Source organism: Chitinophaga pollutisoli, assembly GCF_038396755.1.
GTDB lineage: Bacteria > Bacteroidota > Bacteroidia > Chitinophagales > Chitinophagaceae > Chitinophaga > Chitinophaga pollutisoli.
On the sequence record NZ_CP149822.1, the window covers coordinates 5,165,436 to 5,182,793 of the forward strand.

The window sequence follows — 17,358 nt, forward strand, 5'->3', positions numbered from 1 at the left end:
ATTTGGGATGCGCCTTATCCGCGGCGCGTAACCTCAATGCAATGAAACACGACATCCGCCTCGCTGTTGCCGACGATCATGAAATTTACCTGGACGGGCTGGCCCTTATGCTTTCCCGGCAAAACCACATCCAGCTGGTGGGGCGCGCTGCCGACGGCCGGGAGCTGGTGGAACTGGTGCATCGCGAAAAGCCGGATGTAGTGATGACCGACATTAAAATGCCGAAGATGGACGGCATCGCGGCAACGCGCCAGCTCGTGCAGGAAATGCCCGGTATAAGGGTAATCGCCCTGTCGATGTTCGACGAAGAAGGGCTGATCGTGGAAATGCTGGAGGCCGGGGCGAAGGGGTATCTGCTCAAAAACGCCGACAAACAGGAAATCCTGGAAGCGATTGAAAGCGTGTTCGAAGACCATACATATTACTGCAAAAGCACTTCGGCCAAGCTGGCGGGGATGATCGCGCGGAGCAAGTTTAATCCTTACCGGCAGAAAGATGCGGTCACCTTCACCGAGCGCGAACAGGAAATCATCAAACTTATTTGCCAGCAGCTCACCGCCCAGCAGATTGGTGACCGTATATTCCTCAGCAAGCGGACGGTAGAAGGCTACCGTACCCGGATACTCGAAAAGATGGATGTGCGCAACACCGCCGGTGTGGTGATGTACGCGCTGAAACATAACCTGGTACGCGAGGAAGACATCGCGTAATCGGGGTACGATATTACCCGGAACGGGGCGCCAGCGGTTTGGCGCCCCGTTTTTTTGTGATGAGCGGCAGAGGTTTTGTTAAAGTTTGGCGTCCAACAAAGCAGAATAACCACCGAATTATGCGGCATGCACTGATCTTTACATTATTTATGCTGACCTGCGCACAGTTGACAAAAGCGCAGAACCTGGTACTGAAAGGTGTGCTGAAAGATAAGAGTGACAGTACTATATTGAAGAACGCCACCATCCGGGTGAGCAGCCCGGAGGACGCGAACTTCCGCAAGCAGGCGCTGACCGGCGCCAACGGCGCGTTCGAAATCACCGGCCTCTCGCAACAGCCTTACCTGCTGACGATCTCATACGTCGGCTATGGCGAGTTGCAGCGGGCCATCATGCTGCAGGCGGAAACGCAGGACCTGGGCACCATTTATCTCCCCAAATCCTCCCGCGAACTGCAGGAAGTAGTCATCAAAGGCCAGGTGCCGCCTTCGCAGATGAAAGGCGATACCCTACAGTATAACGCTGACGCCTTCAAAGTGAACCCTGACGCCAGCGGCGAAGACCTCATCCGCAAAATGCCCGGCATCACTGTGGAAAACGGCGCCGTGAAAGCAGGAGGCGAGGAGGTAAGAAAAGTAACGGTCGACGGGAAGGAATTTTTCGGGGAAGACGCCACGCTGGCGCTTCGGAACCTCCCGGCCGAAGTGATCTCCAAGATCGAAGTGTTCGACCGGATGAGCGACCAGGCGCGCTTCACCGGCTTCGACGACGGCAATACCACCAAAGCCATCAACATCGTGACCCGCGCGGAAATGCGCCAGGGCCAGTTCGGTAAGCTGTTTGCCGGGTATGGTACCGACGGCCGGTATTCCGCCGGCGGCAATGTGAACCTGTTCAAGGAAAATAAACGTATTTCCATCATCGGGATGACCAACAACGTGAACCAGCAAAACTTCTCCTCGCAGGATCTCCTGGGCGTGCAGAACGCCGGCGGCGGCGGTGGCGGAAGGGGCGGTCGTGGTGGTGGCCGTGGCGGCGGAGGTGGTGGCTTCGGCGGCGGAAACAACAATTTCATGGTAGGAGGGCAGAATGGCCTCAACAAAACCAATTCCATCGGCATCAACTACAACGACCAATGGGGCAAGAAAGTGAATTTCAACGCCAGTTATTTCTTCAATAACAGTAATAACGACAACCTGAACATCACCCGCTCACAAACGCAGTTGCCGGAAGGTGTTCAGCTGGAAAACGATACTTCCTACGCCGGGAGCCGTAACTATAACCACCGAGTGAATATGCGCCTGGAGTACAACATCGATTCCAACAACTCCATCATCTTCACGCCCAATATCAGTTTCCAGAACAACGATTCCTGGTCCAACAACTTCGGTAATACCTTCTTTGCCGATAAACTGCTGAGCACCAATCTCCGGAATACCGACAATACCAACTCAGGCTACAATTTCAACGGTAACCTGACCTTCCGCCACTCGTTCGCCAAACGCGGCCGTACGATCAGCTTTGGCGTAGGCGGCAGCACCAACAACCGCCGTGGCACCAATTTAACGAACAGCGACCTGGATTACCCGGAGGAGCCCCTTAACAACGATTCCCTCCGTCAGCGCGTGCGCCCACTTTCCAGCGGCAAATCACTGAACCTGAACGTTTCCTACACCGAGCCCGTGGGCAAAATGGGCCAGCTGGAACTGCGATACAACCCTTCCTGGTCGCACAACGACGCCGACCGCAGGGCTTATGAATTCGATTACGCCGGGAAGGATTATACCATCCTCAACCCTTCGCAGTCGAACATGTTCAATAACCAGTACAATACCCAGTCGGCCGGCCTCAGCTACCGCCTGGGGAACCGCGACAAAATGCTGAGCTTCGGCGCCAACTACCAGTACGCCGAAATGCAGAGCGAACGCACCTATCCCACGACGGCCGCGGTGAAGCAGCATTTTGCAAACATACTGCCGAACCTCATGCTTATGGCGAAAGTTGGCGAATATGGAAGGGTGCGGCTGTTCTACCGCTCGTCGACCCAGCAACCGAATATCGACCAGCTGCAGGACGTGTACATCTATTCCGGCCTAACCAACGTATCGATCGGTAACCCGGATCTGAAGCAGATGTACGGGCACCAGGTGTCGGGCCGGTACAACTACACCAATACCCAAAGCGGCAATAACTTCTTCGCGAATATATTCGTGAATTCCCGGCAGGATTATATCGCAAACGCGATTTACACCGCCACCCGGGCAGACTCCCTGCTGACACCCACGGATACGCTGAAACGCGGCGGCCGCCTGTCGAAAGCCACGAATATGGACGGATATTTCAGTGCGCGGTCTTTCTTCACCTACGGTGTTCCCCTCAAGTTCATCAAATCGAACTTCAACCTGAACGTCGGCGCGGGGTATGAGAAGATCCCCGGCATCACGAACCAGGTAGAAGGCTTTACCCACAATTACAACTACAACCTCGGCGCCGTGGTAAGCAGCAATATCAGCGAGTACATCGACTTTACGGTGTCGTACGACGCGGTGTTCAATGTGGTGAACAATACGATCGAGCCGGCCAATAACGGCAACTATTCAAACCACAATGCACGCGCGTCCGTGAACCTGCTCAGCAAATCAGGCTGGGTATTGCAAAACGAGATCAACCACACGTTCACGAAAGGCCTGGGCGAAGGCTTCGACCAGCGCTTCTGGCTCTGGAACGCCAGCGTAGGCAAGAAGTTCCTTAAAAACCAGCGCGGCGAGTTGCGCGCCTCGGTGTTTGACCTGCTGAAACAGAACAGGAGCATCAACCGGAGCGTGAACGGCCTCGATATCGTGGATACCCAGAACCAGGTACTCACCCAATATTTTATGCTTACATTTACCTACCGGCTGCGGAATTTCGGTAAGGCAAAACAGCAGGAAGGCGGGGAGCGCCGCAGGTTCGAGCGCGGGCCCGGTCAATACGGTCCTCCTCCGGGCGGCGGTATGATGGGCCGGCCATCTTTCTAATCCTTCCAACCATTCTGCATACCGATTTAACCAAACTATAAAACCGCCAATTGACGGACAACATCGCAAATTTGAAGCAGGGGAGCGAAACCGCTTTCAGGGAGCTGGTGGAGCAGTGGCAGGGCATGGTGTACAACACCGCGCTGGGCATACTGCAAAACACAGCCGACGCGGAAGATGTATCGCAGGAGGTGTTCATGCAGGTGTTTGAGTCGATCGGGACGTTCAAGGGCGAAGCGAAAATATCCACCTGGCTGTACCGCATCACGGTCACCAAGTGTCTCGATTTCCTGCGAAAAAAGACGCGGAAGAAACGCTGGGGGAAAGTGATGAGCATTTTCGGGGATAACCAGGAATTGCTGGTAGACCCGCCGGATTTTCACCATCCGGGCGTGGAACTGGCTAACAAAGAACGGTCGCAATTGCTTTTTAAAGCCATCGGCCAGTTGCCGGACAGCCAGAAGGCGGCGTTTGTGCTCCACAAGCTGGAGGGGCTGAGCAGCAAGGAGATAGGCGGTATTATGGATGCCAGCGTGTCAGCTGTGGAAGGCCTGCTGCACCGGGCGCGGCTGAATTTGCGGCAACAATTGGAAAAATATTACCGGGAAGCGGAATAACACGAAAGGTTTTTAAAGAAACATCGTCTAACTAAAATATAGCGATCATGAACAAGCGAAGAGACATAGATCAGGAAATTGAACGGACGCTCGCCAGCCTCGACGGGGTGGAGCGCGCGCAGCCGGAAGATTTCTTCTTTACCCGTCTCAGGGCAAGAATGCAGCGGATGGAGCCGGCCGACGGCTGGGAGCGTTTCATCGGCCTCATGACCCGTCCGGCCATCGCGATAACCGCCATAGCGTTGATTTTAGGGTTGAACGGGACGCTGGCCTTCATGAACTGGAAGCCGCAGGAACGTACGGAGCAAGCGGTGTTGCAGCAGGCTTTTGCTGATGAATACGCCCTGGGAATCAATACTTTTTATGATTATGAAAAAACAGATCCGCAATGAGGGAAGCCTTCGCTAAGCATAAAGTTTTAAGCGTACTGGTGATCCTGTTGCTGCTGACAAACCTTTTCCTGGTGTTTTTTATCGTCTGGAAGAAGCCGGAAGACCCCTTCAAGGGCCGCCCCCCGTGGCGAAGTGATGCAGCTCCTGGAAAAGGAAGTGGGTTTCGATAAAGACCAGCTCGAATCATACCGGCAGCTCAAAGAGCAGCACTGGGAAAGGATGAAGCCCTCATTTACCGGCATGCGGACTGCGAAAGACAATTTGTATAAACTCCTGAGCAGCGCCTCCGTGCCCGATTCCGTCGTGATTGCGATGGCGGACACAATCGCCGCGAAGCAAAAAAATATCGACCTCCAGACCTTCCGTCACTTCCAGCAGGTGCGCGCCCTTTGCACACCCGAGCAGCAACCGCGCTTCGATTCCGTGGTGCAGCTGGTGATAAAGAAGATGAACGGACCCTGGCGCAAAGGTGCCCCGCGGGAAGACAGCACCCGTAAGCAACCCGCGCCCGAACGCTAAATACGAAACCCTCAAATAAGCAAACCACATGAAACAAAGATTCCTGTTAACAGTGGCCCTCGTCCTCACGATGGGCCTGGGAGCCTACGCCCAGCAAGGCGGCGGCCAGCAACGCCGTTCCCCCGAAGAGCGCGTGAAAGCCATGCTCGAAAGACTGACCACCGAACTGAAACTCAGCCAGGACCAGGTCATGAAGCTCGACACCGTGTTCACCCGCAACTTCAAGGAAATGCAGAAAATGCGCGAAGACGCGCAGGCATCCGGCAACCGTCCCGACCGCGAAGCCTTCCAGAAACTCAACAACGACCGCGACGAAAAAGTAAAGGCCATCCTCTCCGAAGAACAATTTAAAAAGTACAAGGAGCAACAGGAAGCCATGCGCCAGCGTGGTGGCGGCGACCCCCGTGGCGGTGGCGGTCAGCGTTAGTATAAACTGTCATGAGCCATGGCCGTATCCCGCTGCATAACTAAGAAGAATGCACGCAGTGGGGTACGGCTTTTTCATGCCCTTGCGGATTTGTCGTATTATTGCGGCAGATTAACCGTTCATGCTGAATTTCCTCAAAGAACACTGGCAGTCCATCGGCATTATTATCCTCTATGGCATTACCTTCATGGTAGCCATCAAGGCCCTGCTGGAAACCCGCTCCACCGGCAAAACGCTGGCTTACCTGCTCCTGCTGTTCTTCCTGCCTGGCATCGGTGTGCTCGTGTACCTGCTCATTGGCGTCAACCGCCGTGTTAACCGGATATACAGCCGTAAATGGATGAGCAACGTCCGCCTTAGCGAGCGCCTCCAGGATTACCTCCGCCGCGAAAACCGGCAAACCCTCCTCGAACACTCCGACCTCGTTACCAATAAAACCGGCATCGCCCGGCTGCTTTTCCGTGATTCGCTGTCGCCACTCACGCCCGACAACGAAACCGTGCTGTTGCTGAACGGCGAAGAGAAGTTCCCCATGATGCTGGATGCCCTCAGAGCCGCGCAGCATCACATCCACCTCGAATATTACATCTTCGAAGATACCGGCATCGGCCGCGAAGTGATGGACGTGCTGAAGATGAAGGCGGGCCAGGGCGTGGAGGTGCGCTTCATTTACGACGATTTCGGCAGCAACGACATCAACCGGCGTTTCCTGCGTGAAATGCGGAATGCCGGCGTGGAAGTGTTCCCGTTTTACCGCGTGAAACTGCTCGCCAACCGCCTCAATTACCGCAACCACCGCAAGATCGTCGTGATCGACGGGCACACGGGTTTCATCGGCGGCATCAACGTGGCGGACCGGTATATCAACGACCCCGCATACCGGAAAAAGCATAAAGAGAAATGGCCGTATTGGCGCGATACGCACCTCTGCATCAAAGGGCAGGGCGTGCATACGCTGCAGTTCCTCTTTATGGGCGACTGGAATTTTTGTGCCGACAGCGACCTGCCCATCACCCACGAATTCTTCCCCGATATCCCCGTTTCCGGCAAAGACCTGGTGCAGATCGCGGCGAGCGGCCCTGATTCGGAGCGCTCATCCATCATGTTGTCGTACCTGGCGGCGATTAACCAGGCGCAGCGTTCGGTGTTCATCACCACGCCGTATTTCATTCCCAACGAAGCCATTTACAACGCGCTGCAACAGGCGGCGTTGTCGGGCGTGGATGTGCGGTTGCTGGTGCCGGGGCTGAGCGACAGCCGGCTGGTGAATCTGGCGGCGGAATCGTTTTACGAAGACCTGCTCGTTTGCGGCGTGAAAATTTACCGTTATCAAAAAGGGTTTGTGCATGCGAAAACGATGGTGGTCGACGATAACCTCAGCGTGGTGGGCACGGCGAATATGGATATCCGGAGTTTCGACTTCAATTTTGAAGTGAATGCGTTTGTGTATAGCCGGGAAATGAACTGGAAGCTGTCTGAGGCTTTTTTGCAGGATTGCCTCTATGCGCAGCAGCTGGATCTGGCGGAATGGCAGGGCAGGGGGAGATGGACGAGGATTTGCGAGGCGGTGGTGCGGTTGTTCAGCCCGCTTTTGTAAGTCCGGGAAAAAAATAAATCGATAGATTTCGATATTTCAAAAATGTTCCTATATTTGCATCATGGACGCAGCGATGATCGAGAAGGCGGCAAATGCTCTGGCGGATAAAAACCGGATGGCTATACTGTTGAAGTTGGCCAGACAGGAGAACTGTTGCTGTGGAGAAATCCAGGACATGATCTGTCTTTCTCAACCCACTGTGTCCCATCACATCAAGATATTGGTGGACAGCGGCGTGCTCATCAGCACGAAGGAGGGCCGGAATGTTACGCTGACCATCAATAAGGAGATGATGAAACATTTGTCGATGTTTTTCCTTCAGCTTAGCTGATTTTTTTGGTCAAAAACATCGATAATTTTAAATAAATCGATATAACACACACTACAAATGAGCTTGCAAGATAAAGTAGCAGTGGTTACCGGAGGTAACAGCGGCATAGGGCTCGCCACGGCGGAAGAATTCGTGGCAAAAGGCGCCAAAGTCATTATAACGGGAAGGAACGCTTATGCGGTGACTTCCGCGGCGGAAAAACTGGGCAACGGCACTTTGGGAGTGACGGCCGACCAGTCGAGCCTCGCGGATGCCGACAGGCTGGTGGCGGAAGTGAAGGAAAAATACGGGAAAGTTGACGTGCTGTTTGTCAACGCCGGTATCGGAGCCTTTTCTCCCGTGAGCGATGTAACCGAACAGGCCTTTGATGCGATCATGAATACCAATTTCAAAGGCGCCTTTTTCACCATTCAGAAGTTTTTACCCATTTTGAACGACGGGGGATCGATCATCCTGCTGTCTTCCGTGAATGCCTTTACCGGCATGCCGGGATCCAGCGTGTACTCCGCCAGCAAAGCCGCTCTCAATGCGTTGGGCCGCACTTTGAGCGCAGAACTGGCCGCACGCCGCATCCGCGTGAACACGGTAAACCCCGGGCCGATCGTAACCCCGATATTGTCCAAGGCTGGTCTGGACGACGGCAGTATCGACGCCATCCGGCAAAAATTCGCGGAGCGGATACCGCTCAATCGCGCCGGTGAATCCGCAGAAGTTGCCAAACTGGTCGCTTTCCTCGCCTCCAGCGACGCTTCTTTTATCACCGGTGCGGAATATAACATCGACGGCGGACTGACCGTCCACAAGTTGGTGGGATAGAAAAAAGTAGTAAGACTGCAAACTTTCATAATCGTTTGAAAACCCTGATGCGTACTTCAAAATTGACATAACCGTGCCGGAGCGGTTTCGCACCGCTCTGGCTTTTTTCAGAACTTCGCGGTAAGTAAAACCTGACTATTATGATAAAGGAACCCGGCAGCCTGTACACCATCCGTTTCAACGATTGCGACCCGTTCGGACATCTTAACAACGCGGCTTACCTGAATTATTTCATGAACGCCCGTGAAGATCATCTGGCAGACCATTACGATCTGCGGCTGAAGGATTTTGCCGCCATGGGCAGGGGATGGGTAGTGGCGCAACACCAGATCGCATATCTGAAACCTGCAGCAGTAGCGGAAAAGGTGTACATCTTCACCCGCGTGACGGATTTCACCGAGCAATCCATCCAGGTGGAAATGTGGATGACCGACGAGCAGCAGCAGAAAGTAAAGGCATTCCTCGTGACGCGCTTCGCGCATGTGGATCTCAAAACCGGCAAACGCGCCGGCCACGATGAGCAATTGCTGGATTTACTGGCAAACATCCGTGTAGAACATAACCCCGACAAAACTTTTGAACAGCGTCTGGCCGAAAGGCTGCAGGCGCCTTCCATCCAGCTGTGATACCCCAAACCTAACTTAGCGATTAGTAAACAGTTGTAGGTAACAGTGGCCGGGGCATTCCTGCTCCGGCTTTTTCATTTTTATTTGGAGAGAATCAAAATTTACCTACCTTTGATTAGTTAACCAAATGGTTAAACGAGTTAGTTGAGATATGCAGACAAGCAATACCACAGAACAACAGATCATCGAAGCGGCGCGCAAGATATTCATGCACAGGGGCTTAGCAGGCGCTAGGATGCAGGATATCGCTGACGAGGCGGGGATCAACAAAGCGATGCTGCATTATTATTACCGCAGTAAAGACAAGCTGTTCGACATCGTGTTCACCGAAGCGGTAGAGATGCTCCTGAGCCGGGTGAGCGCCATTTTCACGGCGGACCTGTTGCTGGAAGACAAGATCCAGTCCGTCATCGGCAGCTATATTGGCTCCATCGCTGAAAATCCATACCTGCCCTTGTTCATCATGAACGAAATTAACCAGAGCCCCGACCGCTTCGTGCAACGTTTCGTAAATACGCCCAGCTTTCCTAACATCCAGGGGTTTGTAATGTTGTTGAAGGGAGAAATGGAGAAAGGGACTATCCGCCGGGTAGATCCTGTTCAACTGATGATCAGCGTGATCTCCATGTGCGTATTCCCTTTCATCGCCAAACCTTTGCTGAAGGCGGTTTTTCATATTGGGGATCCGGCTTTTGCGCAGTTCATCGAGGAGCGGAAGGCGTTTGTGAGCAATTTTGTTTTGAACGCGCTGCGGCCCTGATATTTTTTTGGACTGGAATTAACCAAATAGTTAAATAAACGAGTTAGTTATGTTTAGATTCCTCATGCCACTGTTGCTGCTGCTTTCCGGGAGCGCCCTGGCGCAGGGGAGCTTCCCCCTCGACTCCGCATGGGCCTCGGCCAGGAGGCATTACCCGCTGCTCAGGCAACAGGAGGCTACCGACCGCGCCACCGCCCTGCAGCTCCGCAACATCCGCACCGGCTACCTACCCCAGGCCGAACTGAACGGGAAAGCCACCTATCAGTCCGACGTGGTGCAGATCCCCATCAAACTGCCCAATGTTTCCATCCCGTCCATTCCCAAAGATCAATATAACCTCAGCCTCGACGTTCGCCAGCTCATATACGACGGCGGCGCCACCACCGGCCAGCGCGACCTGCAGCTCGCCCGGCAGCAAGCCGACCGGCAAAAGGTGGAAGTCGACCTTCACCAGCTTCGCCAGCAGGTTACGCAGGTCTACTTCAACGCCCTCATCTGGGATGCCCACATCACCGCCCGCCACGAAATGATCGCCGAAGTAAAACAGCGCCGCCAAAAACTCCAGGCCGGTGTTGACAACGGCACCGTGCTGGCCAGTCAGGTCGATATGTTGCAGGCCGAAGCCCTCAAAGGCGAGCAGCAACTCGAAGAAGCCATCAACGGCAAACAAGCCGCCCTGGCCACTTTGGCCTTGCTGACCGGTAAAACTGAATCTGAAATGAATGCCCTTGTGTTACCAGCCCCGGCCGCCACAGGAAACGCGCCGCTGCAACGGCCCGAACTGGCTTTGTTCCGCTTCCAGCAAGAGGTGCTCGGCTCCCAGGCGAAGCTCACGGAATCGCTTACACGCCCAAAGCTGAGCGCATTTGTGCAGGGCGGGTATGGCCGTCCGGGTTTGAATCTGCTGTCCGATAAATTCGATTTCTATTACATGGGCGGCCTCCGCCTCAACTGGACACTTTGGAACTGGCGCTACCAGCGAACCGAGCGCGCCGTGCTGCACGAGCAGGAAACGGGCATCCAGGCGCAGTCGGAAGCGTTCGATCTTCAGACGCGGGCAAAGCTCCTCCAGCAACAGGCGGAGATCAGTACGCTGCAAACCGCCATGGAAAAGGATAAGGAGATCGTGGAGCTGCGGGGGAAAGTGAAAAACGTTTCTGCCGCGCAACTCGATAACGGGGTGATGACGGTGCACGATTACCTCACGGATCTCTACGCCGAAACCTCCGCCGTCATCGCCGGCAGAACCCGCGAAATCCAGTTCGTTTACGCTACTATCCAGTATCAGGTTATAAAAGGTTATTGACATGAAAACATCATTCGCAGCCGCTTTTTCGCTGGCATTCCTCGCCGCCTGCGCTTCGGGCGACGATATCGCAGACGCCTACGGCAATTTTGAATCCACGGAGGTGATCGTTTCCGCCGAAGCCACCGGCCGCCTCCTCCGTTTCGATGTGGAAGAAGGGCAGGTGCTGACGGAAAATTCCGTGGTGGGAGGGATCGATTCCACCCAGCTGCACCTGCGCAAAGCCCAGCTGGGCGCCAATATCAAGGCGGTAAAGAGCCGTGTGCCGGAAGTGAGCCCGCAGCTGGCCGTTATCCGCCAGCAAATCGCCACGCAGCAAAAAGAAAAAGCGCGCATCGAAAACCTGCTGAAAGCGAATGCCGCCACGCCCAAGCAGCTCGACGACATCAACGGTGCCATCGCCCTGCTCGAAAAGCAGTACACGTCCACCGCTTCCAGCCTCAATACCCAGGTTTCCGGCCTCAGTACCGAAACGCAGCCGCTGGAATTCCAGGTGGAGCAGTTGAAAGACCAGCTCGCGCAAACGCGCGTCGTAAATCCCGTCAACGGTACGGTGCTGGTGAAATACGTGGAAGCGGGAGAAGTGGTGAATTACGGGAAACCGCTCTACAAGCTCGCCAATCTTCGCACTATGTATCTCCGGGCTTATATCGACGGCAACCAGCTGGCGTCCGTGAAAACGGGGCAACAGGTGAACGTGGGTATCGACCAGCCGGATGGCACCATCCGGCAGATTAAAGGGACGGTGAGCTGGATTTCGGCGGAAGCGGAATTTACACCCAAGACCGTGCAAACGCGGGAGGAGCGCGTGCGCCAGGTATATGCGCTGAAAGTGCGCGTGGAAAACGACGGCAGCCTCAAGATCGGAATGCCGGGAGAAATGCGGATCGCCAAATAATCCATATGCAACCGATCGTTGTAAATAATATCAGCAAATCATACGGAAACGTGCAGGCGCTGCGCGATATCAGCTTCGCCGTGGAGCCAGGCGAATTGTTCGGCCTCATCGGGCCCGACGGCGCCGGCAAAAGCACGCTGTTCCGCATCCTGACCACACTGGTACTCGCGGATAAGGGAAATACTTTCGTCAACGGAATGGATGTGGTGAAAGATTACCGGGCCATCCGCCGTCAGGTGGGATACATGCCGGGGAAATTCTCCTTGTACCAGGATCTTACAGTGGAGGAGAACCTCCATTTCTTCGCCACCATTTTCAACACGACGGTGAAAGCCAATTACGACATGATCCGCGATATTTACGAGCAGATCGCGCCGTTTAAAGACCGCCAGGCCGGCAAGCTTTCCGGCGGGATGAAGCAGAAACTGGCACTGAGCTGCGCCCTCGTGCACCGGCCCGCCGTACTGTTCCTCGACGAGCCCACCACCGGCGTAGACCCCGTGTCGCGCAAGGAATTCTGGGAAATGCTGCAAAGGCTCCGGGAAAAAGGAATGCCCATCCTCGTTTCCACTCCGTACATGGACGAAGCCACCCTCTGCGACCGCGTTGCCCTCATCCAGCACGGCGCCTTTATGCAAATCGATAAGCCACAGCATATCGTGGACAATTTCCAGACGAAAATCTGGGCCTTCCGCGCGGCAAACACCTTCCGCCTTATCCGCGACCTGCGCGCCCATCCCGGTGTGACCTCCTGTTTCGCTTTCGGGGAATACCTGCACGTAGTGCTGACCACAGATCCCGCATCCGTGAAAATCGACCTGCAGGCCCATCACCCCGATATCACCTATAAACCTGCCCAGGCAGGCATAGAAGACGTTTTCATGGCCCTCATGCAGGCGCAAACCGAAACATCATGACGCAACCTGCCATCACCACCAACGCGCTCACCAAGCGTTTCGGGGATTTCATCGCCACCAACGCCATCACTTTCGAGGTGGCGCCCGGAGAGATTTTCGGGTTCCTCGGCGCCAACGGGGCCGGCAAAACCACCGCCATGCGCATGCTCTGCGGGCTGTTAAAGCCCAGCAGCGGCGAGGCCCGCGTGGCTGGGTTCGATATCTACACCCAAACGGAGAAAATCAAACAGCGCATCGGATATATGAGCCAGAAGTTTTCGCTGTACGAAGACCTCACCGTGAAAGAGAATATCCGCTTTTACGCAGGGATCTACGGCCTCAGCAACTCCCAGATCCGTGAAAAAACCGCCGGCCTGCTGGAGAAACTCCGGATGGAAGACGAGGCGGATAAACTCGTAAGCGCGCTGCCGCTGGGCTGGAAGCAGAAATTATCTTTCTCCATCGCTGTTATCCACGATCCCACCATCGTGTTCCTCGACGAGCCCACCGGCGGGGTCGACCCCATCACCCGCCGCCATTTCTGGGACCTGATCTACGAATCCGCCAGCAGAGGCGTTACCATTTTCGTGACCACGCACTACATGGACGAAGCGGAATATTGCAACCGCATTTCGATCATGGTGGACGGAAAGATACGGGCGCTGGACACGCCCGCCGCGCTGAAGCAACAATTCGGCGCCGCCTCGATGAACGATGTTTTCCTACAGCTCGCCAGGGCTAAATCCTGAATCATGAAACAGTTTTTCGAATTCGTCAAAAAAGAGTGTTTTCACATATTCCGGGACCGGCGCACGCTGATCATCCTGTTCGGCATGCCGGTGGTGCTGATCGTGCTGTTTGGGTTCGCCATCACCAACGAGATCCGCCACGCCCGCATCGCGGTGCTGGACCAGTCGAAAGACGCGCTGAGCCAGGGGCTCATCCGCAAGATCACAGCTTCTGCATACTTCGATCTCACCGAAAACCTCCGCAGCGAAAAAGACATCATGCCGGCCTTCCGCAAGGGCGATATCCGGATGGTGGTGGTTATCCCCGCCAACTTCGCGCGGGATTTCGTGCGGGAAAGGAAAGCTTCCGTGCAGTTGCTGGCCGATGCGTCTGACCCCAACACATCCTCCACGCTCATTAATTACATCAACGCGATCATTTTGCAATACCAGCAGGAGAAAACGGGAGTGCGAAACCTGCCGCTGACGATCAGCCCGGAAGTGCGGATGGTGTTCAATCCGGCATTGAAGAGCGTTTTCCTCTTCGTACCGGGCGTAATGACGCTGATCCTCATGCTGGTGTGCGCCATGATGACGTCCATCACTATCACCCGGGAAAAGGAACTGGGCACGATGGAAATCCTGCTGGTCTCTCCGCTCAGGCCGGTGTTGGTTATCGCGGGAAAGGTGGTGCCATATGTGCTGCTGTCGTTCGTGATTGCCATCATCATTCTTGTGCTGGGCGCGGGGATTTTTGGGATGCCGTTGAAGGGGAGTTTATGGCTGCTGCTGGGCGCCTGTGGATTGTTTTGCCTCACGGCCCTTTCGCTGGGCATCCTCATCTCGAGCGTCACGAATTCGCAGCAAACGGCCATGATGATTTCGATGATGGGGTTGCTGCTCCCCACGATCCTCCTCAGCGGTTTCGTGTACCCGATCGAAAGCATGCCGGTGCCGCTGCAGATCCTGTCGAACATCTTTCCGGCAAAGTGGTTTATCATTATTTTGAAGGATATCATGCTGAAAGGAAGCGATTTGCGCCACATTGCCCTGCCGATGGGCGTGCTGGCGGGTATGACGGTGTTTTTCCTGGCGGTGAGCCTCCGTAAATTCAAAACCCGTTTAAGCTGATGCGGACCATTTTTTTCATATTGCAGAAAGAGTTTTTGCAGATTTTCCGCAATAAATCGATGCTGCCCATCATTTTCGTGGTGCCCGTGGTGCAATTGTTGGTCCTTGCCTTCGCCACCAACTACGAAATCCGCGACCTCTCGATCGACATCGTAGACCACGACGGCGGCAACTGGAGCCAGCAGTTGAAAGGGAAAATCCTTTCTTCCGGCTACTTCCGGCTGCATGCACAAACCACCAGCGACCAGGCGTTCGACGATCTGGCTTCCAATAAAGCTGATCTCATTCTCGCCATCCCGCAACATTTCGAACGCGACCTGGTGCGCAATGGCGATGCCGCGGTACAATTGCTGGTGAATGCCATTAACGGCAGCAAAGCGGGGCTGGCAGCAGGTTATGCGCAAAGCATCATCGGGGATTTCAACCGCCGTATCCGGCTGGAATGGATGGCGATGGATGAAGACGATGCGCCTTCGCATTTCGATATGTGCTTCCGGTACTGGTTCAATCCCGGGCTGAATTACAAGTGGTTTATGGTCCCGGGGATACTCGTGATACTGGTGACGCTGATCGGGGCGTTTTTGTCGGGGATGAATATCGTGAAGGAAAAAGAAGCGGGAACGATTGAGCAGCTCAACGTCACGCCGATCCGCAAATACCAGTTCATCATCGGCAAACTACTTCCCTTCTGGATCATCGCGCTGTTCGAGCTGGCATTTGGCCTCACGGTCGGCAAACTGGTGTTCGACCTGCCTTTCGCCGGGAACCTGGGCTGGATTTTCCTCTTTGCGGCGGTATACCTGATGGTGATGCTGGGCCTGGGCCTGCTGATATCCACCTTTACGGAAACGCAGCAGCAGGCGATGTTCATAACCTGGTTTTTCCTGATCATCTGCATCCTGATGAGCGGCTTGTTCACGCCGATAGAAAGCATGCCGGAATGGGCGCAGCGCATCACGCAGTTCAATCCCGTGGCTTATTTCGTGAAAGTGATGCGGATGGTAATGCTGAAGGGGAGCGGCTGGGCGGATATAAAAGTATACCTGGGTATTATGCTGCTTTTCGCGGTGGCGGTTAATGCCGTGGCGATCTGGAACTACCGTAAAACCGTATAAATGTTTAACAGTGTAACAGTTGTAGGTAACAGACGGCCGGGGCTTCGCGCTCCGGCTTTTTATTTGAGCAGCTGGTGGGCCAGTTTGCCGAGTGTTTTCAGTCCGTCGTCCACCGTTTTGCTCCAGGGGTTGGAGTAGCTGATGCGCATGCAATTGTAATATCGGTCCTGCAGTGTGAAGATGCGGCCCGGGGCGAAGTTGATCTTGCGGCGGAGAGCTTGTTCGTATAATTCGATGGTATTGATATTTTCGTTCAGTTCCAGCCAGAGGACATATCCGCCCTGTGGGCGCGTTACGCAGGTATCTTCCGGGAAATAGTCGGCGATGGCCTGCTGGTAGCGGAGGCATTGCGTGTGGAGCATTTTGCGGAGGTTGCGCATGTGGTGCTCATAGCGGCCGTTTTCCAGGAAATGCCCGATAGCGGCCTGCGGGAGCGTGGCGCTCGAAATGGTATGGTTGAGTTTGAGGCGGAGGACGCGGCTTTTGTATTTGCCGGGAACGGTCCAGCCCACGCGGTACCCCGGCGCGAGGGATTTGCTGAAGGAATTGCAGAGCAGCACATTTCCGTTGCGGTCGTATTGCTTGCAGCTGCTGGGGCGGAGCTTGCCGAAATACAAATCGGCGTAGATATCATCTTCGATCAGCGGGATGTCGTACTTATTGACGAGGCGCACCAGTTCCCGTTTGTTTTTGTCCGGCATGGTGGAGCCGATGGGGTTGGAAAAATTGGTGACGAAAACGCAGGCTTTGATTTTGAATTTTGGAATGGCTTTGTCGAGATACTCAAGATCCACGCCACAGATGGGATCGGTAGGCACTTCGAGCACCTTGAGGCCGAGGCTTTCGGCGAGCTGGAAAGTGCCGCTGTAAGCGGGGCTTTCCAGGGCGATGACGTCGCCGGGTTGGGTGGTGGCGGAAAGGCATAGCGTGAGGGCGTCCATACACCCGGTGGTGGTCACCACGTCGTGTTCCGTAATGCTGCCGCCCCACTGGATGCTCATCCGCGCGATCTGGCGGCGGAGGCATAAGTTGCCTTGGAGGTCTTCGTAACTGAGCCCGCCGTTCGTTTCCCGCAGCGCCTGGATCATGCTCTTGGCCAGCTTGGCGGAGGGGAGGAGCTGCTCGGACGGGGAAGCCGTCGAAAACCGCAGCAGATCCGGCCCGTGGTGCGAGAACACCTCCGTGATCATCTCGCTCACATTCACTTCCGTCGCCTTTTTCACCGGCCGCGTGGCACTGGGCAATTCCGGCAGCCTGCGCGGGGAGAAACACACGTAATACCCCGATTTGGGGCGCGGTTCGATCAAACCTTTCCCTTCCAGGTGGTAATACGCCTGGAAAACGGTGCTCATGCTGATGCCCTGCTCCTTGCTGAGCGAACGGACAGACGGTAGCTTGTCACCGATACGGATCACTTCTTTTTCGATCATGGCCTGGATACGATCGGCCACCTGGAGATACAGATGTTCCAT

The 17,358-nt window shown here is 54.9% G+C and carries 18 protein-coding genes; 17 read left to right on the forward strand and 1 reads right to left on the reverse strand.

Annotated features, from left to right (window positions below):
- Positions 1 to 41 precede the first annotated feature (41 nt).
- The 17 genes from WJU16_RS21990 to WJU16_RS22070 all read left to right on the forward strand — a co-directional run bounded on the left by WJU16_RS21990 (position 42) and on the right by WJU16_RS22070 (position 15,886).
- Complete coding sequence (locus WJU16_RS21990; RefSeq protein ID WP_341835552.1) at positions 42 to 710, forward strand: response regulator transcription factor; 669 nt, start codon at positions 42 to 44, stop codon at positions 708 to 710.
- A 119-nt stretch (positions 711 to 829) separates the two neighbouring features.
- Positions 830 to 3,727, forward strand: coding sequence for an outer membrane beta-barrel protein (locus WJU16_RS21995; RefSeq protein WP_341835553.1), 2,898 nt, complete (start codon positions 830 to 832; stop codon positions 3,725 to 3,727).
- Between the two features lie 50 nt (positions 3,728 to 3,777).
- Positions 3,778 to 4,344 carry an RNA polymerase sigma factor gene (locus WJU16_RS22000; RefSeq protein WP_341835554.1) on the forward strand — a complete coding sequence of 189 codons (567 nt, stop codon included), beginning with the start codon at positions 3,778 to 3,780 and terminating at the stop codon, positions 4,342 to 4,344.
- 47 nt (positions 4,345 to 4,391) lie between these two features.
- Entirely contained in the window at positions 4,392 to 4,736 is a 345-nt protein-coding gene (locus WJU16_RS22005) for a hypothetical protein (protein WP_341835555.1), read from the forward strand.
- A 132-nt stretch (positions 4,737 to 4,868) separates the two neighbouring features.
- Entirely contained in the window at positions 4,869 to 5,255 is a 387-nt protein-coding gene (locus WJU16_RS22010) for a hypothetical protein (RefSeq protein WP_341835556.1), read from the forward strand.
- A gap of 28 nt (positions 5,256 to 5,283) precedes the next feature.
- Positions 5,284 to 5,682 (forward strand): hypothetical protein, encoded by a 399-nt coding sequence (locus WJU16_RS22015; RefSeq protein ID WP_341835557.1) that lies wholly within the window; start codon positions 5,284 to 5,286, stop codon positions 5,680 to 5,682.
- 121 nt (positions 5,683 to 5,803) lie between these two features.
- Complete coding sequence (gene cls / locus WJU16_RS22020; protein WP_341835558.1) at positions 5,804 to 7,279, forward strand: cardiolipin synthase; 1,476 nt, start codon at positions 5,804 to 5,806, stop codon at positions 7,277 to 7,279.
- A gap of 61 nt (positions 7,280 to 7,340) precedes the next feature.
- Positions 7,341 to 7,610: a helix-turn-helix transcriptional regulator gene (locus WJU16_RS22025; RefSeq protein ID WP_109698935.1), complete on the forward strand. Its 270-nt coding sequence runs from the start codon at positions 7,341 to 7,343 to the stop codon at positions 7,608 to 7,610.
- Between the two features lie 57 nt (positions 7,611 to 7,667).
- Positions 7,668 to 8,426, forward strand: a complete 759-nt coding sequence (locus tag WJU16_RS22030; RefSeq protein WP_341835559.1) for a glucose 1-dehydrogenase — start codon at positions 7,668 to 7,670, stop codon at positions 8,424 to 8,426.
- A 140-nt stretch (positions 8,427 to 8,566) separates the two neighbouring features.
- On the forward strand, positions 8,567 to 9,052 hold the full coding sequence (locus tag WJU16_RS22035; protein WP_341835560.1) for an acyl-CoA thioesterase: 486 nt from the start codon (positions 8,567 to 8,569) through the stop codon (positions 9,050 to 9,052).
- A 151-nt stretch (positions 9,053 to 9,203) separates the two neighbouring features.
- Complete coding sequence (locus WJU16_RS22040) at positions 9,204 to 9,812, forward strand: TetR/AcrR family transcriptional regulator (protein WP_341835561.1); 609 nt, start codon at positions 9,204 to 9,206, stop codon at positions 9,810 to 9,812.
- Between the two features lie 49 nt (positions 9,813 to 9,861).
- The gene (locus tag WJU16_RS22045) at positions 9,862 to 11,118 is read left to right on the forward strand and encodes a TolC family protein (RefSeq protein WP_341835562.1); all 1,257 of its coding nucleotides are present in this window, start codon (positions 9,862 to 9,864) and stop codon (positions 11,116 to 11,118) included.
- A 1-nt stretch (position 11,119) separates the two neighbouring features.
- On the forward strand, positions 11,120 to 12,016 hold the full coding sequence (locus WJU16_RS22050) for an HlyD family efflux transporter periplasmic adaptor subunit (protein ID WP_341835563.1): 897 nt from the start codon (positions 11,120 to 11,122) through the stop codon (positions 12,014 to 12,016).
- A gap of 5 nt (positions 12,017 to 12,021) precedes the next feature.
- The gene (locus WJU16_RS22055; RefSeq protein ID WP_341835564.1) at positions 12,022 to 12,933 is read left to right on the forward strand and encodes an ABC transporter ATP-binding protein; all 912 of its coding nucleotides are present in this window, start codon (positions 12,022 to 12,024) and stop codon (positions 12,931 to 12,933) included.
- Entirely contained in the window at positions 12,930 to 13,661 is a 732-nt protein-coding gene (locus tag WJU16_RS22060) for an ABC transporter ATP-binding protein (protein WP_341835565.1), read from the forward strand. The genes WJU16_RS22055 and WJU16_RS22060 overlap by 4 nt, the downstream gene beginning before the upstream one ends.
- Positions 13,662 to 13,664: 3 nt before the next feature.
- On the forward strand, positions 13,665 to 14,771 hold the full coding sequence (locus WJU16_RS22065; protein WP_341835566.1) for an ABC transporter permease: 1,107 nt from the start codon (positions 13,665 to 13,667) through the stop codon (positions 14,769 to 14,771).
- The gene (locus tag WJU16_RS22070; protein ID WP_341835567.1) at positions 14,771 to 15,886 is read left to right on the forward strand and encodes an ABC transporter permease; all 1,116 of its coding nucleotides are present in this window, start codon (positions 14,771 to 14,773) and stop codon (positions 15,884 to 15,886) included. The genes WJU16_RS22065 and WJU16_RS22070 overlap by 1 nt, the downstream gene beginning before the upstream one ends.
- Positions 15,887 to 15,945: 59 nt before the next feature.
- On the opposite strand, the gene WJU16_RS22075 is transcribed toward WJU16_RS22070, so the two are convergent.
- The gene (locus WJU16_RS22075; RefSeq protein WP_341835568.1) at positions 15,946 to 17,358 is read right to left on the reverse strand and encodes a PLP-dependent aminotransferase family protein; all 1,413 of its coding nucleotides are present in this window, start codon (positions 17,356 to 17,358) and stop codon (positions 15,946 to 15,948) included.

Excerpts from the sequence above, each read along its gene's own strand:
- WJU16_RS21990 (WP_341835552.1), top strand. The coding sequence starts at position 42 with ATGAAACACGACATCCGCCTCGCTGTTGCCGACGATCATGAAATTTAC.
- WJU16_RS21995 (WP_341835553.1), top strand. The coding sequence starts at position 830 with ATGCGGCATGCACTGATCTTTACATTATTTATGCTGACCTGCGCACAG.
- WJU16_RS22005 (WP_341835555.1), top strand. The coding sequence starts at position 4,392 with ATGAACAAGCGAAGAGACATAGATCAGGAAATTGAACGGACGCTCGCC.
- WJU16_RS22015 (WP_341835557.1), top strand. The coding sequence starts at position 5,284 with ATGAAACAAAGATTCCTGTTAACAGTGGCCCTCGTCCTCACGATGGGC.
- cls (WP_341835558.1), top strand. The coding sequence starts at position 5,804 with ATGCTGAATTTCCTCAAAGAACACTGGCAGTCCATCGGCATTATTATC.
- WJU16_RS22025 (WP_109698935.1), top strand. The coding sequence starts at position 7,341 with ATGGACGCAGCGATGATCGAGAAGGCGGCAAATGCTCTGGCGGATAAA.
- WJU16_RS22030 (WP_341835559.1), top strand. The coding sequence starts at position 7,668 with ATGAGCTTGCAAGATAAAGTAGCAGTGGTTACCGGAGGTAACAGCGGC.
- WJU16_RS22035 (WP_341835560.1), top strand. The coding sequence starts at position 8,567 with ATGATAAAGGAACCCGGCAGCCTGTACACCATCCGTTTCAACGATTGC.
- WJU16_RS22040 (WP_341835561.1), top strand. The coding sequence starts at position 9,204 with ATGCAGACAAGCAATACCACAGAACAACAGATCATCGAAGCGGCGCGC.
- WJU16_RS22045 (WP_341835562.1), top strand. The coding sequence starts at position 9,862 with ATGTTTAGATTCCTCATGCCACTGTTGCTGCTGCTTTCCGGGAGCGCC.
- WJU16_RS22050 (WP_341835563.1), top strand. The coding sequence starts at position 11,120 with ATGAAAACATCATTCGCAGCCGCTTTTTCGCTGGCATTCCTCGCCGCC.
- WJU16_RS22055 (WP_341835564.1), top strand. The coding sequence starts at position 12,022 with ATGCAACCGATCGTTGTAAATAATATCAGCAAATCATACGGAAACGTG.
- WJU16_RS22060 (WP_341835565.1), top strand. The coding sequence starts at position 12,930 with ATGACGCAACCTGCCATCACCACCAACGCGCTCACCAAGCGTTTCGGG.
- WJU16_RS22065 (WP_341835566.1), top strand. The coding sequence starts at position 13,665 with ATGAAACAGTTTTTCGAATTCGTCAAAAAAGAGTGTTTTCACATATTC.
- WJU16_RS22070 (WP_341835567.1), top strand. The coding sequence starts at position 14,771 with ATGCGGACCATTTTTTTCATATTGCAGAAAGAGTTTTTGCAGATTTTC.
- WJU16_RS22075 (WP_341835568.1), bottom strand. The coding sequence starts at position 17,358 with ATGGAACATCTGTATCTCCAGGTGGCCGATCGTATCCAGGCCATGATC.